General features: G+C 65.7%; 12 protein-coding genes and 1 pseudogene. 6 read left to right on the forward strand and 7 right to left on the reverse strand.

Annotated elements, in window-relative coordinates; all coding sequences use genetic code 11:
• Nucleotides 1-58: 58 nt before the first annotated feature.
• Nucleotides 59-877: a class E sortase gene (locus ACF08M_RS02020; protein WP_392183294.1), complete on the reverse strand. Its 819-nt coding sequence runs from the start codon at nucleotides 875-877 to the stop codon at nucleotides 59-61.
• Between the two features lie 78 nt (nucleotides 878-955).
• Here ACF08M_RS02020 and ACF08M_RS02025 point away from each other — a divergent pair, with 78 nt between their 5' ends.
• Nucleotides 956-1,957, forward strand: a complete 1,002-nt coding sequence (locus ACF08M_RS02025; protein WP_392183295.1) for an SEC-C metal-binding domain-containing protein — start codon at nucleotides 956-958, stop codon at nucleotides 1,955-1,957.
• Between the two features lie 118 nt (nucleotides 1,958-2,075).
• The gene (locus tag ACF08M_RS02030; protein ID WP_392183296.1) at nucleotides 2,076-2,603 is read left to right on the forward strand and encodes a GNAT family N-acetyltransferase; all 528 of its coding nucleotides are present in this window, start codon (nucleotides 2,076-2,078) and stop codon (nucleotides 2,601-2,603) included.
• 335 nt (nucleotides 2,604-2,938) lie between these two features.
• On the opposite strand, the pseudogene ACF08M_RS02035 reads toward ACF08M_RS02030, so the two are convergent.
• A pseudogene (locus ACF08M_RS02035) lies at nucleotides 2,939-3,037 on the reverse strand (RidA family protein); the annotation flags it as partial.
• 85 nt (nucleotides 3,038-3,122) lie between these two features.
• On the opposite strand from ACF08M_RS02035, the gene ACF08M_RS02040 reads away from it, so the two are divergent.
• Nucleotides 3,123-6,263 carry a DUF3427 domain-containing protein gene (locus ACF08M_RS02040; protein ID WP_392183297.1) on the forward strand — a complete coding sequence of 1,047 codons (3,141 nt, stop codon included), beginning with the start codon at nucleotides 3,123-3,125 and terminating at the stop codon, nucleotides 6,261-6,263.
• Nucleotides 6,264-6,336: 73 nt separating this feature from the next.
• Here the strand turns inward: ACF08M_RS02040 and ACF08M_RS02045 are convergent, their stop codons facing one another.
• Nucleotides 6,337-7,260: a YDG/SRA domain-containing protein gene (locus ACF08M_RS02045; RefSeq protein ID WP_392183298.1), complete on the reverse strand. Its 924-nt coding sequence runs from the start codon at nucleotides 7,258-7,260 to the stop codon at nucleotides 6,337-6,339.
• Between the two features lie 557 nt (nucleotides 7,261-7,817).
• Nucleotides 7,818-8,483, reverse strand: coding sequence for an ATP-binding protein (locus ACF08M_RS02050; protein ID WP_392183299.1), 666 nt, complete (start codon nucleotides 8,481-8,483; stop codon nucleotides 7,818-7,820).
• A gap of 195 nt (nucleotides 8,484-8,678) precedes the next feature.
• On the opposite strand from ACF08M_RS02050, the gene ACF08M_RS02055 reads away from it, so the two are divergent.
• Together ACF08M_RS02055 and ACF08M_RS02060 are read left to right on the forward strand one after the other, a co-directional pair.
• Nucleotides 8,679-9,527, forward strand: coding sequence for a helix-turn-helix domain-containing protein (locus ACF08M_RS02055; RefSeq protein WP_392183300.1), 849 nt, complete (start codon nucleotides 8,679-8,681; stop codon nucleotides 9,525-9,527).
• Nucleotides 9,524-9,715, forward strand: coding sequence for a DUF397 domain-containing protein (locus ACF08M_RS02060; RefSeq protein WP_392183301.1), 192 nt, complete (start codon nucleotides 9,524-9,526; stop codon nucleotides 9,713-9,715). The genes ACF08M_RS02055 and ACF08M_RS02060 overlap by 4 nt, the downstream gene beginning before the upstream one ends.
• On the opposite strand, the gene ACF08M_RS02065 is transcribed toward ACF08M_RS02060, so the two are convergent.
• Together ACF08M_RS02065 and ACF08M_RS02070 are read right to left on the reverse strand one after the other, a co-directional pair.
• Entirely contained in the window at nucleotides 9,693-9,971 is a 279-nt protein-coding gene (locus ACF08M_RS02065; protein ID WP_392183443.1) for a helix-turn-helix domain-containing protein, read from the reverse strand. The genes ACF08M_RS02060 and ACF08M_RS02065 overlap by 23 nt on opposite strands.
• A 473-nt stretch (nucleotides 9,972-10,444) precedes the next feature.
• Nucleotides 10,445-11,428, reverse strand: coding sequence for a hypothetical protein (locus tag ACF08M_RS02070; protein WP_392183302.1), 984 nt, complete (start codon nucleotides 11,426-11,428; stop codon nucleotides 10,445-10,447).
• A 383-nt stretch (nucleotides 11,429-11,811) separates the two neighbouring features.
• Between ACF08M_RS02070 and ACF08M_RS02075 the strand changes: the two genes are divergently transcribed.
• The gene (locus ACF08M_RS02075; RefSeq protein WP_392183303.1) at nucleotides 11,812-12,603 is read left to right on the forward strand and encodes a class I SAM-dependent methyltransferase; all 792 of its coding nucleotides are present in this window, start codon (nucleotides 11,812-11,814) and stop codon (nucleotides 12,601-12,603) included.
• A 199-nt stretch (nucleotides 12,604-12,802) separates the two neighbouring features.
• Here the strand turns inward: ACF08M_RS02075 and ACF08M_RS02080 are convergent, their stop codons facing one another.
• Nucleotides 12,803-13,180: a nuclear transport factor 2 family protein gene (locus ACF08M_RS02080; RefSeq protein ID WP_392183304.1), complete on the reverse strand. Its 378-nt coding sequence runs from the start codon at nucleotides 13,178-13,180 to the stop codon at nucleotides 12,803-12,805.
• Nucleotides 13,181-13,340: the final 160 nt, after the last annotated feature.

The following is a 13,340-nucleotide window of genomic DNA, read 5'->3' on the forward strand; positions in this document are numbered from 1 at the left end:
AACTGCGGACGTCGTCTGAGCACGTCGGAGAACCTTAGGGAACCCGAGCGCACCCCCGCTACCGTGCCCGGACCCCCGTCAGCCTCCCCCAGACGACAAGCCGGTACCGGGAGGTGAATTCGGGCGTGCACGTAGTGAGGGTCACATAGGAACCAGGCGCTCCGTACCCCGCGTGCGGCTGCACGTCACTGCGCGGAACGGCCGCGATGACACCGCTGTCGCGGGCGCTGGTCCGCGCGAGCGTCTTGTCGACGGTGTACGTGTAGACGGCGTCCCGGGTCTCGATGTCGATCCGGTCCCCGCGCCGCAGCCGGTTGATGTACCGGAAGGGCTCGCCGTGTGTGTTGCGGTGCCCGGCGAGCGCGAAGTTGCCCGCCCGGCCGGGCTGCGCGGTGCGCGGGTAGTGCCCCACGTACCCCTTGTCGAGGACGCCGGCCTTGCTGATGCCCTGGGCGACGGGGGCGGCGAGCCCGAGCCGCGGGATGCGGATGACGGCGTACGCCTGATCCCACCGGGGCGCGGAAGGTGCTGCGTCGCGCCTCTCGGACGAACGGCCGCCGGAGGCCCGGCCGTCCGCCCCACGCCCGCTCGCCGCCCGGTCCCCCGCTCCTGCTCCCTCTCCCTCTTCCCCTCCGCCTCCCCCGGCCGCGTGCCCCTGCGACTGTCTCCACTCCCGCTCAAGGGCCTCGACCTTGTGCTCGGCGCCGACGCGGGCCTGCCGGTTGGTCCACCACAGCTGATGAACGACGAGCAACAACAGGATGACGCCAAGGGTCATCACCACCTCGGCGCCCGTCCAGAGCCCGCGCGCGGCGATCCGACGCCCCCGCGCGTTCCGTTGCACCACGACCGGTATCCGCTCCCGCACGGCCCGCACGATAGGGCCGGGGACCGTAACTCTCCAGGGCCGGAACAAGCCTCCGTCCAGGTGCCGCACAGCAGTACGGTGTGATTCATGCGCCCCGACACGCCTGCTGATCACACCACCGAAGCCGAGCGCCTGCTGCGCACCGCGGCGCAGTACCCCGAGGACCGTGAGCCGCTGCTCCTCCGCGCCGCGGCCCATCTGGAGCTCGCCGGCGACCGCGCCCGCGCCACCACCCTCTACGACGACCTGCTCGGCTCCGCCGACCTCGACCGCCCGCACCTGGTCAAGGCCCTGAACGCGGCCAATCTGTGGGAGTACGGCCACGAGGCCGAGGCCCGCGCGATCCTCGACGGCATCCGCGCCGCGGCACCGCTCGACCCTGCCCCCTGGGAGATCGCGGCCGAGACCCTCGAATCGCACGACGAGCTGGAAGCGGCCCACGACTGCTTCACGACCGCGCTGACGCTCCTCCTGACGCCGGGCGAGGAAGTCCCGTACGCCGTGCACGCACTGCTGATCGGCCGCCACCGCGTACGCAGGCTGACGGGCTCCGACCACGACGTGTGGGACGAGCTGGCCGACACCGTCCACACGGCCGCCGTCCCGCTGGACGAGCTGCACGACCCGAAGCGTCTCTGGGCGCTGGGCTCCTCGGACCCCGGCGAGCTCCAGGCCGAGATCACCCGCCTCCGCGCCGAACTGGGCACGTACCGCACCGCGCTGTCCCGCCCGTTCCCGGTGGCGGTGCTGCACTGGCCGGCCGCCGAATTCGACGAGCTCCTCACCGCGTACCCGAACCTGCGCACCGAGTACCCGTCCCACCCCGACCACCTGGCCCGCCTGGAGGCCGCACTCCGGGACCTCCACCAGGCCGGCACCCCGAACCTCGGCATCGTGACCGGCACGGTCCCGTCGTACGAGGCGTTCGCCGCCTCGGAGGCCGCGTCCCCGGCCGACCCGGACCTTCTCCCCCAGTACGCCACCACCCTCGCCGCCCGCGGCCGCGCGGTCCCCTGGCCCCCGGCCCGGAACGGGGCGTGCTGGTGCGGGTCGGGACGGACGTACCGGGAGTGCCACGGGGGCGAGTGACACCCACGGCCGAGGGCCCCGTCGTCCACCTCGACGCTGTTGGACCCACAGCGTCCACCCCGACGGCGGGGCCCGAAAACCGCGGGATCCCCGGCCCACGGCCCCGTACCCTCCCCCCATGCCCGAACTCCAGCGCCTCCGCGCCGATCACGCCCCGGCCCTGCTCGCGTTCGAGCAGGCGAACCGCGCCTACTTCGCCGCCTCGATACCGGACCGCGGCGACGACTACTTCACCCACTTCGAGGCCCGGCACGCCGCCCTGCTCGCCGAACAGGCAACGGGCGCCTGCCACTTCCACGTCCTGGTGGACACCGGCGCCGACGGCGAGGGCGAGATCCTGGGCCGGTTCAACCTCGTCGACGCAGCGGACGGCACCGCCGAACTCGGCTACCGCGTCGCCGAAAAAGCCACCGGCCGCGGCCTGGCCACGGCCACCGTCCGCCGCGTCTGCGCCCTGGCCGCAGAGGAATACGGCCTGACAACCCTGCGCGCCGCAACCACACTCGACAACCTGGCCTCCCAGGCGGTCCTGACCCGCGCGGGCTTCGTCCCCACGGGAGAGGAAATCCTGCCGAGCGACCGCCCGGGGCTCGGTTACGTACGGAGTACGGCGGAGCAGGACTCCTTCGACGACAGCGCGACGTAGCAGGACGCCCCGGTCACCTCGGACGGCACCGCAAGCCACCACGCACCATCACCCCGCCCGCAGGGCCCGGCTCCTTCGCCTCCCTGAAGGCCACGGCACGCGACGGCGACGGCGGCACGTGGAACAAACCGTCCTGCACGCCTACCACCCGACCCCCTGCCCGCGGCGAACCACCCCGGGCAACACACCTTCCCCTCTCCGAGCCGCCCCGGCAGACACTCACGCTGTTGGCGAATCCGGATGTCGGGCCCGGCGCGAGCTGAAGCTCGCACCGGGCCCTCCTGTCCAGGCCGGTGCTTGTGCGAGGATGCCGCGCTCCTAGCTTTCGGGCCCCTCGGACGGACCGCGACCGCGTCGATCTCGAAGAGCATCCCGGGCAGCGCGAGCGAAGCAACCCCGCTGAGCGTCTGGGCAGGCAGCCGGTCGGCCCAGGCACCGTGCAGCGCCTTGCGAGAGCAGCTTTGTCAGTCCTGCTTGATAGAACTGCCGTATAGCTGACGAGATGAGGGGGACTCGGCGATGCCCAACGACTTTGCAGGCGAAGCAGCTCCGGTTGCTGGACTCTACGAGACACTGATCACCCATCGTCTCGAAGAGCGTATGAAGCAACTCGACTCCACGCGCTGGCGCTCCATCGATGAAATAGTCGGCGCTGAATCTGCACCTCACGTGCTGTCACGCCACATCGGAGGCGTCGTGCGACGGGTCCTTCAGGGCCTCTCACCTGCGGAGCAGGTGGTCGCCGCCAACCACATCCTGGATTCACTCAACACCATCGAAGGTGCGACCGACTGGGTCGATCTCGTCACCGAGGGCCCCCGCCAGTTGCTCGCAGTCGCGGAGCAAGAAGCTCCTGGCGTCTACGCAATTCGCCCGGCAACGCCCCTCTCCGAGACGGCGCTAATCACCAACTCCCCTGATGATCCGAGCCTGGGCTTTGAGCTGCGCGCTGAGTTGGCTACGGCGGACCGTGTTGACCTCCTCTGCGCATTTGTGAAGTGGCATGGACTGCGAGTCCTTGAGCAGTCGCTCTCCTCCGCACGCGATCGCGACGTACCCATCCGCGTGTTGACAACGACTTACATCGGAGCCACGGAGCGTCGAGCGCTGGATCGTCTGGTCCGCGAGTTCGGTGCCGAGGTGAAGGTCAACTACGAGCTCCGCTCAACACGCCTTCATGCCAAAGCCTGGCTCTTCCGTCGCGAGAGCGGCTTCGACACTGCTTACGTCGGCAGCTCGAACCTGTCCAAGGCCGCGCTTCTTGACGGGCTCGAATGGAACGTTCGGCTGTCGTCGGTCGCCACACCATCCGTCCTCCGCAAGTTCGAGGCAACCTTCGACGCGTACTGGAGTGAGCGCTCGTTCGAGCCGTACGACCCCGACAGCGACGCGCAGCGACTGGACGCTGCGCTGTCTCACGCTGGCGGGTCCAGCCAAAACGGCAGCACCGCCATCACACTCTCCGGGCTTGAAGTCCGCCCCTACCCGCACCAGCGCGACATGCTGGAACGTCTCGAAGTGGAGCGCACCGTCCACGGTCGGCACCGCAACCTCCTCGTTGCCGCGACCGGCACAGGCAAGACCGTGATGGCAGCTCTGGACTTCAAGCGGCTACGCCGCACGCTGGGCCGTGACCCGCGGCTGCTCTTCGTAGCCCATCGCAAGGAGATTCTGGAACAGTCTCTGCGCGTCTACCAGAACGTGCTGATTGACGCGAACTTCGGCGAGCTCTTCGTCGGTGGGGAGATCCCCGACAACTGGACGCATGTGTTCGCCAGCGTGCAGTCGCTCAACTCACGTGCGTTGGACCGCTTTGCTCCAGACCACTTTGACGTCATCGTGATCGACGAGTTCCACCACGGCACGTCGCCCACATACCGGCGAATCTTGGATCACTTCGACCCCAAGGAACTGCTGGGACTCACCGCTACCCCGGAACGCATGGATGGGCTGAACATCCAGGACGAGTTCTTCGAAGGCCGGATCGCAGCAGAGATGCGCCTCTGGGAAGCCCTGGAGAACGACCTACTCAGCCCATTCCACTACTTCGGCGTCACCGACAACACCGACATGAGCGCCATCACCTGGAAGCGGGGATCGTACGACGCCACGGCCCTCAGCAATCTCTTCACTGGCCATGACGCTCGGGCCAGGCTCGTCGTGCAAGCCGTGAAGGACAAGGTTGCCGACCCGGGCACTATGCGCGCTTTGGGCTTCTGCGTGTCAGTCGCGCACGCCGTCTTCATGGCCGACTTCTTCCGTCGAGCCGGCCTCCACGCGGTCGCCCTGTCCGGCGAGACCTCACGCCATGAGCGCAAGGACGCCCTAGATCAACTCAAGGCAGGCGTGCTCCAGGTCATCTTCTCTGTCGACCTGTTCAACGAGGGTCTCGACATCCCTGACGTCGACACCCTGCTCCTCTTGCGCCCTACTTCTAGCGCAACAGTATTCCTCCAGCAGCTGGGACGAGGCTTGCGTCGTACCGAGGGCAAGGCCGTTCTCACTGTCCTGGACTTCATCGGTCAGCACCGCAAGGAGTTCCGCTTCGAGGAGCAGTTCCGCGCGCTCACCAACCTCACGCGCAATCGCCTGCTCGCCAACATCGAGCACGACTTTCCGCAGCTGCCCTCTGGCTGCCAGATCATCCTTGAGTCGAAGGCCAAGGAGCTGATCATTGACAACATCCGCAGTCAGATCAGCGTCAACGTCACTCAGCTTGCACGAGAGGTCGCCTACTACGCCGAACCTCGGCTCGCCCATTACCTCAAGGAGAGCGGTCGCGAGCTCAAGGAGCTCTACCGGGGCAACGGGAACTCATGGACGGGTCTGCTCCGCCGGGCCAAACTCCTCCCCGAAGCCGGGCCGGAGGGTGAAGCATCGCTACTGAAGCGAGTATCGGCGTTCCTTCACGTCGATGACCCGCTCCGAGTCGCCGCGTACAGCAAGCTCCTCGCTGACGACGCCCCCACATACGATGACCTCAGCGAGCAGGAACAGGCCTACGCGCGCATGTTCTTCTTCTCTCTGTGGCCGTTGGGCGGCGACTTCAATAGCTACCAGGAGGGCTTCAACACCCTTCGCCTTCAGCACGCCTTCCGCGGCGAGCTCCGCCAGGTCTTTGCCCACGTGCTGGACCAGGCTGACCACGTCCCCGTCCCACTGCTCGGTAGGCATGCAAACCTGCCGCTGACAGTGCACGCCTCGTACAGTCGCGAAGAGATACTCCCCGCCCTGGGGCAGTCCTACGTGGGCGGCTTCATGCCGGGACACTTCCGCGAAGGTGTGAAATGGTGCGAAAACATCCAGACTGACGCATTGCTCATTACCCTCGAAAAGGACGAGAAGGACTTTTCTCCGGAGACTCGCTACAAGGATTACGCCCAGAATGAGTCCCTGTTCCACTGGGAGTCCCAGAACCAGACCTCGGAGACATCACCGACCGGCATCCGTTACCAAACCCACAAAGAGAGGGGCACTCACGTCCTACTCTTCGTCCGCCGCTACAAGAAGACGGACATCGGCGGGCCCCAGCCGTGGATGCTACTTGGCCCCGCCGAGTACGAGAAGCACAAGGGAAGCAAGCCCATGGGCATCGTCTGGAAGCTCCTACATGAGATTCCGGCAGATGTGTGGACCTACTCAGCGATCGCTGCGGGGTGACCCGCTCCGTCACGGCCAACTCAATGAGTTGATGAAATAGGGCTCTCGCGACGCGTTCTGCTTGACCTGTATTTTAGAGGTCCTGTGAGCGATCGACCCATCGGGATCGATGCTGGATAAGACAGGCCGCATCGATCCGATGCTCGCGCTTCACGTGGAGGTCTCCAAGCACCTGCCGACTGAGAGCATCCACGACCTTGAGGTCATCAGTGATGAGGCGTACCCCGTTGTCAAAGAGCACGTGACAGTTCGGGCACAGACACAGAATGTTGCTACGAACATCGCGACCACCATGCGGTCTACCAAGCGCATGTATGTGCGCGCCCTCGCTGTACCGCGCGCCATTGACGTCGACTACAACTGGGACACGACACATCTGACAGGTGTTGTCGTAGAGCGCTTTTATGGCGCGGGCCTCCTGGGTGTTGCGCACACGCCGCTGAGTGCTGACGTACCTCGCGGCCGCTTGCCCAGGCGGGGTCGTCTCTTCATCCGCAGCTGTATCGCTCGCCTCGTCAGATTCCCAACGCTCCCCCGCCGCGGCCTTCGCCAGACGAAACTGCCACATGACGTACCCACGATCAGTCAGCACGCTCCAATAGCCCTCTACCAGGTACAGACCCCGATATCGATACCCTTCAGTCGCCTTGCGCCTCTTGATCCCAAGACCACGTACGTATCGGATAGGCAGACCCTCCCGATAGTTGATCAGCATCCCTTCGTTAACCCCAGTCAATGACTGGTCCTCCGTGATGTGACCACCGCTGTCCGGCGATCCGCCTTGCGCCGTATAAACGATTGTGTCGCCCAGATCCTCATCACCGGCATAGCCACCACTGGCGACGATCGAGTCGACGCCTTCATGCGGCGTTCCCGAGATCCCCTGGCCACGAAACCGGTGCACATCGGCCGCGTACAGGGCATCGTGCGTACGGAACCACTGCCCCTCGCTCACGTCAGGAGGTGGGCCGAAGTAGATGGGTTTCGATGGCGACATGCGAACATGCTGCCGATTACCGGTGTTCGATCAACCTGCGCAGCTGATCTTGGCCGTTTCTCATCGAAAGGTGTCCCAAAGCAACCACTTTGCCAGTGCGGCGGGAAGGTGCGCGACAGCGCCAGAGTCTCATCCCGCCGTCACGACCGCCCAAGCGCCGCAACCTGCCGCCGAGCCCGGATGCCGCTACCCACTGGGGCGGATCGCAGCGTTGTCACGGAAGAGCGCGAGTAGCTTCGAGCCCTCTTCACTGATCCTCGCCAACACATGCCCAATCGCGGCCGGGCCCGTACCAGGAGCGGGAGGCTCGATTTCACGCCAGTGGATGGGAGTCGTGGCTAACACAATCGCTGGTGCCGCCTCAACTGTGATGAGAAAGAAGTCGTCCCGCCGACCGAGGGGGAAGAGTTGGTGGACCGACATACCCGACAGGAAGCCGCAATGCTGAGCAGCGCACACGAGCGACCACAGGTTGTACGACTCTGTCCAATCACAATCTGCGTCCAAGTCGTCGAGCTCTTCAGCAATTTCAATGAGTTCCTCAGGCGAAGGCTGCCTCACGCCAGATCAGCCACCTCGGCCTCGAAGTGCAACTGGGCCCGGTCCAGCGCCTCGTCGGGGTCGTGACCGTGCGCGCGGAGCCAGTGGAGGAGGTCGGCGATCAGATCGATCGCCGCCTCCTCCTGAAATACGAAGCCTGCTCGCCCCGCCTCAGGGTTCTCCGTCGCTGCGCCGACCGCGTAGAACGACAGACATGCATCGCTCCTGGCCACCCTCGGGTCATCGATGTGGCCGCCGGACGAAACCAGGGGCGTGGCCAGGTCGCACCAGACCAGCTTGGAGTCTGCGCCAAGAGTCACGCCCCATCGTTCCGACAGGGCGTCCAGCATGGCCAGGCCACGCCCCGACTCGTCGTCCGGACCGACGGACAGAAGTGTCGGGAGAGCGCGGGTGTCCGGATCACGGAGTGCGACCCGTAAATGCGTGCCGTTCATCTCAACCACGAGCGCGCTCGACGTCCCTGTACCGACATGCCGGATCACATTCGCCACCAGCTCACTCACACAAATCTCGGCGGCATCGGCCACGTCCGACAGTCCCCACAGCCGCAGGTGCGACCGCATGGTGCGTCTCAGCCCGGCGACTTCTTCAGGCTCTGCCAGGAAGGGAAGTTCCCAGGGTTTCCGCGTCATGCAGCCGTCGTTTCCGTTCACCACGAGCACACGCCTTTCGCATGGCGATGCCGCTGCGCCTACATCTTCCGTGAAGCACAGTGACTCTCGGTTGTCTCGGGTCAGAGAATGCCAACCTCCCATCCCGATATGCAATGTGCACGGAGAGATTCCCTCCTTAGGGTGATTGGCGACTGCCGCCACTTCCGGTGGGATGTAACTCCCGCTACTGGAGGAGGTATTGACGTGGCCGGTTCACCCACAGCTCGCCGCCGACGTCTGGCCATCGAGCTGAAGAAGCTCCGCGAAGAAAGCGGTCTGACGTGCAACCAAGTCGGCAAGGAACTCGACTGGAGCGGATCCAAAGTCAATCGACTGGAAACGGGCCAGGGGCGGGTACAGCCCTCGGACGTGGATGCTCTCTGCCGCTTCTACGGCACGCCCGACGACATGCGTGACCTACTACGGTCCCTTGCGAAGGACTCCAAGACCAAGGGGTGGTGGCACGCGCACGGTGACGCGGTTCCTGCCTGGTTCTCGGTGTACGTCGGCCTGGAGCAAGCGGCGTGCAGTATGCGTACCTACCAGGGCGAGTTCATCCCCGGCCTGCTCCAGACATCCGAGTACGCCACCGAAATAAGCCGAGTCACGCCCGACCTGCCCCACGACGAGATCCAGCGGCTCGTCGACGTACGTATGCGCCGCCAGCAACTGCTGATGGAACCGACGGGACCTGACTTCTGGTGCGTGATCCACCAGAGTGCGCTCATGCATGTGATGGGCAATCGGAGGGTCATGGTCAGCCAACTCGAACGTATGCTGGAAATGACAAAGTTGAGGAACGTGACGGTGCAGGTGCTGCCGTACGATGCCGGCGCGTACCCCACCACCGGGCCATTCACCGTGCTCAGCTTCCCCGAGCAGGAGGACCCCGACTTGGTGTACCGAGAAGGCCTGACAGACTCGATCTACTTGGAACTCCCGGCGGATGTCGGCATCTACACACGGGCGTTTGACCACCTCAGGGCCCTTGCCATGAGCCCGCAGAGATCAGTTGCGCTGATCCGTTCAGCCATGAAGGAGCACGCACAATGAGCCTGCCCCCCATCACCGCCCGGTGGCGGAAGAGCAGTTACAGCAACGGTGCCGGTGGCGAGTGCATCGAGGTCGCAAACCTGCATTCGACCGTTGGGGTACGGGACTCCAAGCAGCCCCACGGGCCCCACATAGCCGTACGCCACAGTGCGTGGGCGCTGTTCGTCACCTCTCTGCGCGCTCAGTAGACCGCCCGCGAGCGGCGGCGACAGAGGGCGCGACACGTACGGTTCCCGCCATGGTGGCGGACTGCAGTTCGTCGTATGTAACGGGGTGGCCGGTCGCGACCGGCCACAGCCCCAGGTCTTCGAGGGTTGCCGTCCGGCGGCCGTTCTCCAGCTTGCTGGTCTTGGGCTGTGTCCACCCGAGGCACGCGGTCAATTCTGAACCGGTGAGTCGACCGCCGGGGCAGGTGGTGCGTAGCTCTCGAAGCCTGACGCCCAGGGCTGCCCGTGCCTATTGGCAGTCGGTACTCACCGGCTGTCAGTGGAGCGTGAACGCCTGCGTCGCCGCAGCGGTGCGGTCGCCCACATCGTCAGCCCAATCAGGGAAAGGAGCAAGGCCCCTCCGATGACGACAGGGACGGCCGCCGCGAGAGCAAAGGACAGCAGGAGCTCTGCCCACGTCGGCTCCTCGCCCATGGTGCTTCCGCCCTGTGCCATAGAAGCTATGACGTCGGCGGAGATCGATCGGTTTCAGAAGCTCGGGTGGGAGACGCGGAGGGCACGTTCGAGGCCGAGTGTCTCTGGTGTGACTGGGCCGCAGAGCCTTCGACAGACTCCGGAAGCGTCGATGTGGAGTGCATGAGCCACACCGGGCGCAGTGGATACAAGAGTTTCCGGCGCGTCCGTACGTCGTTAGCCGTGGTCGTACGGGGTGGGTTCTCCGCGTTGCAGTCCTGACAGTGGGCACGGGGGTCAGGCCTTGGCCGGTAGGGGTGTGGGTGTGGGTGTGCTGTTGATTCTTGCGAAGCGTTCGCGCCAGGGGATGCGTTCGGGTTCCGGTTCGGCGGCGGTGCGGCATGAGGGGCATTGGGTTTCGCCGAACAGTGGGCGGAAGACGTGGGGTTCGCCCGGGCCCTGGCATTCGACCAGTTCGGGGAGGGATGGGCGTTCGCGGGGCTGGTGCTGGATCGGGGGTTCGGGGAGTTTCTGGATGAGGCGGTGACGCAGAAAGCCGACTGCTGAGCGCACGCCGTCTTGTGGGCGTTCGGCGAGTAAGGCGTGGCGCAGGTCGGACTCGCTCACGCCGCACTCGAACCACTTGACGGCCTCCACGGCCAGTGCGCGGGCTTCGCGTACGCCCAGGTGGAGTTCGCGGCGCGTGTGGCGCAGCGAGAGCAGGACCCGTTCCGCCCGGGCCAGTTGGAGGGAATCGGCCGACCCTGACGTCGGCTCGGGATCCGGGTCCACCGCTGGTTCGGGTTCGAGTTCGGGTTCGGGTTCGGGTTCGGAGGGTGGGTGGGGAGTGGTCTTATCACTGTGGTCTTCTACCGGTTTATAGCCACCGACCGTCCGGGCAGCCGGTTCGCCGACCGTCGGTAAGTGCGTACTCGGACGCGACGGGGCGGGTGCGGGTCCCCGCAGGTGGCCTGCCTGCTCAGTCGTCAGGGGGTTGTTGGCCACGAGTTGCTCGGTCTGCCAGCGGCCTCCCTCGCCCTGGCTCCGCCACTCGTGCACGTACCCGTGCTCGACCAGCTGCCCCTTCGCCTTCTGGTAGGCGCGCCCCTTGATGCCCAGCTTGCGGGCGAGTTCGCTCAACGGCTTGTACGCGGCGCCGTCGGGAAGGCCCTGGACGTACAGGAGCAGGATCTTCGCGTCACTGCTCAGACGCGGATGACGGACGACATCGTGTGATGCCTTCGTATAGCGCGCGGACGGCGCGATAGCATGACGCAGCATTTCCGGTGGCCTCTGGTTCCACTGGTGGTGTAGGCCCTCGGATTGGTGTTGGCGCACCGCCGGGGGCCGCCCTGTGCGTACGGAGACGTACAGAGCGTGATGATTTCGTCACCGTACCCCATCCTCTTCATCTCCCGCCATGTGAACGGGACTTCGCTAGCCGATCAGGGCCGCACGGTCGTCCAGGCGGCCCGCGACGATGCGCTCTCCTGGCCGGTCGTTGCGGCGGCGTCCACCGCACCCGCTGCGCGACCACCCGTCGAGCCTGTGGACACCTCGATGCTCGCTAATTTCGTTGAGCCCGCACCCTGCAATCGTGTTGGCTAGCGGCACCGGACTGTCAGTACCGCAGGTGTCCGCTTGGCTGTAGCAGGGAGTTAAACGTGCAGGACATTGTTGTCGACCCGGTTGCCCACAACCGGGCGGCCTGGGACAAGTGTGTCCAAGAGGGCAACGAGTGGTCGAGGCCGGTGAGTGCTGAGGATGTCGAGCGCGCCCGCATGGGCGACTGGTCGATTGTTCTCATCGGGCGTGAGCCAGTCGACCGCTCCTGGCTGCCGACGGACCTGACCGGCAAGGACGTGTTGTGCCTGGCCTCCGGCGGTGGCCAGCAGGGTCCGATCCTCGCCGCCGCAGGGGCGCGGGTCACCGTATTCGACAACTCACCCCGCCAGCTCGGCCAGGACCAGATGGTGGCGGCGCGCGACGGACTCGAGCTGCGCACCGTCCTGGGCGACATGCGCGACCTCAGCGCCTTCGGCGACGCAACATTCGACGTCGTATTCCATCCGGTCTCCAACCTGTTCGTACCAGACTTGGCAGCGGTGTGGCGTGAGTGTTTCCGCGTCCTGCGACCGGGCGGAACTCTGCTCGTGGGCTTCCTCAACCCTGATGTGTACTTGTTCGACCACGAGGCGCTTGACGAGCGCGGCGAGCTGATCGTCGTGCACAAGCTGCCCTACAGCGATGTCACGCAGTACTCCGCCGAGGAACGCGCCACGAAGTTCGGCGCGGATGCCCCTCTTGAATACAGCCACACCCTCACCGACCAGATCGGCGGGCAACTCGCCGCGGGGTTCGTCCTCACCGGCTTCGCGGAAGCGCCGCACCAATCCAACGCATCCGCTCAATACATGTCGCACTATTTTGCGACGCGGGCGGTCAAGCCGGGCTGACCCAGCCGTGGGGCCGGCCGAGACGGCCGTGTCTCCGAATGGCCAAGTGGAGCGCTGTTCCTGGGCCAACCCGATCGAGGCCCACTTCGGCCCGCTGGGGCGGACGCCCCCTCAACACCGCAGCCTGACCAACCGCGAACCGCAGCCCCCGAACGCCGACGGGGCAAGTTCAGGAGAAGGACAGCGACAGAAGGATGGCTCAGGAGACGAACGGCTCGATCTCCCCCGCGAAGACGATGACCTGGTCGATGAGGCTCCGTCGCAGATGGACGACATCCGTTCCCGCCAGGCGGGGGCCTCCATCAGGCGTGGTGAAGACCCACTGGTACCGGGCCCATTCGTCAGGCATGTCCACTGCTGAGCAGCGCACCATCGTGCCGGTCCCCGCCGGGTGGCGCCGGATGTCCAGCACGAACCGCTCGACCGCAGCGATTCCTTCGCTGCGACCCAACGGCCCCCAGAAGACCACGTCTGAGGTCAGGGCCTGGGAGAGCAGGGCAGTCACATAGCTGTCGTCCGAGGCATTGAACGCGGAGATGAACGTGTCGATCGCGGAGCATGCGGTCTCTTCCTGCATGCCCCAGTAATACCAGCAGTTTCGCGTGCGCTCGACCCACGAGCCGCCTTCCGATCACGGTGAACCATCCCGGTCACAGCACTAGCAGAGTCGGAGGCTGAACCGCGTGCTGCTCCGACCACCAGGGGCGAGAGCGTACGCCTCCAGGCGCCCTGAGAAC

Source organism: Streptomyces sp. NPDC015032 (assembly GCF_043080425.1).
Lineage (GTDB): Bacteria > Actinomycetota > Actinomycetes > Streptomycetales > Streptomycetaceae > Streptomyces.

Excerpts from the sequence above, each read along its gene's own strand:
- ACF08M_RS02030 (WP_392183296.1), top strand. The coding sequence starts at position 2,076 with ATGCCCGAACTCCAGCGCCTCCGCGCCGATCACGCCCCGGCCCTGCTC.
- ACF08M_RS02040 (WP_392183297.1), top strand. The coding sequence starts at position 3,123 with ATGCCCAACGACTTTGCAGGCGAAGCAGCTCCGGTTGCTGGACTCTAC.
- ACF08M_RS02025 (WP_392183295.1), top strand. The coding sequence starts at position 956 with ATGCGCCCCGACACGCCTGCTGATCACACCACCGAAGCCGAGCGCCTG.
- ACF08M_RS02045 (WP_392183298.1), bottom strand. The coding sequence starts at position 7,260 with ATGTCGCCATCGAAACCCATCTACTTCGGCCCACCTCCTGACGTGAGC.
- ACF08M_RS02070 (WP_392183302.1), bottom strand. The coding sequence starts at position 11,428 with ATGCTGCGTCATGCTATCGCGCCGTCCGCGCGCTATACGAAGGCATCA.
- ACF08M_RS02060 (WP_392183301.1), top strand. The coding sequence starts at position 9,524 with ATGAGCCTGCCCCCCATCACCGCCCGGTGGCGGAAGAGCAGTTACAGC.
- ACF08M_RS02080 (WP_392183304.1), bottom strand. The coding sequence starts at position 13,180 with ATGCAGGAAGAGACCGCATGCTCCGCGATCGACACGTTCATCTCCGCG.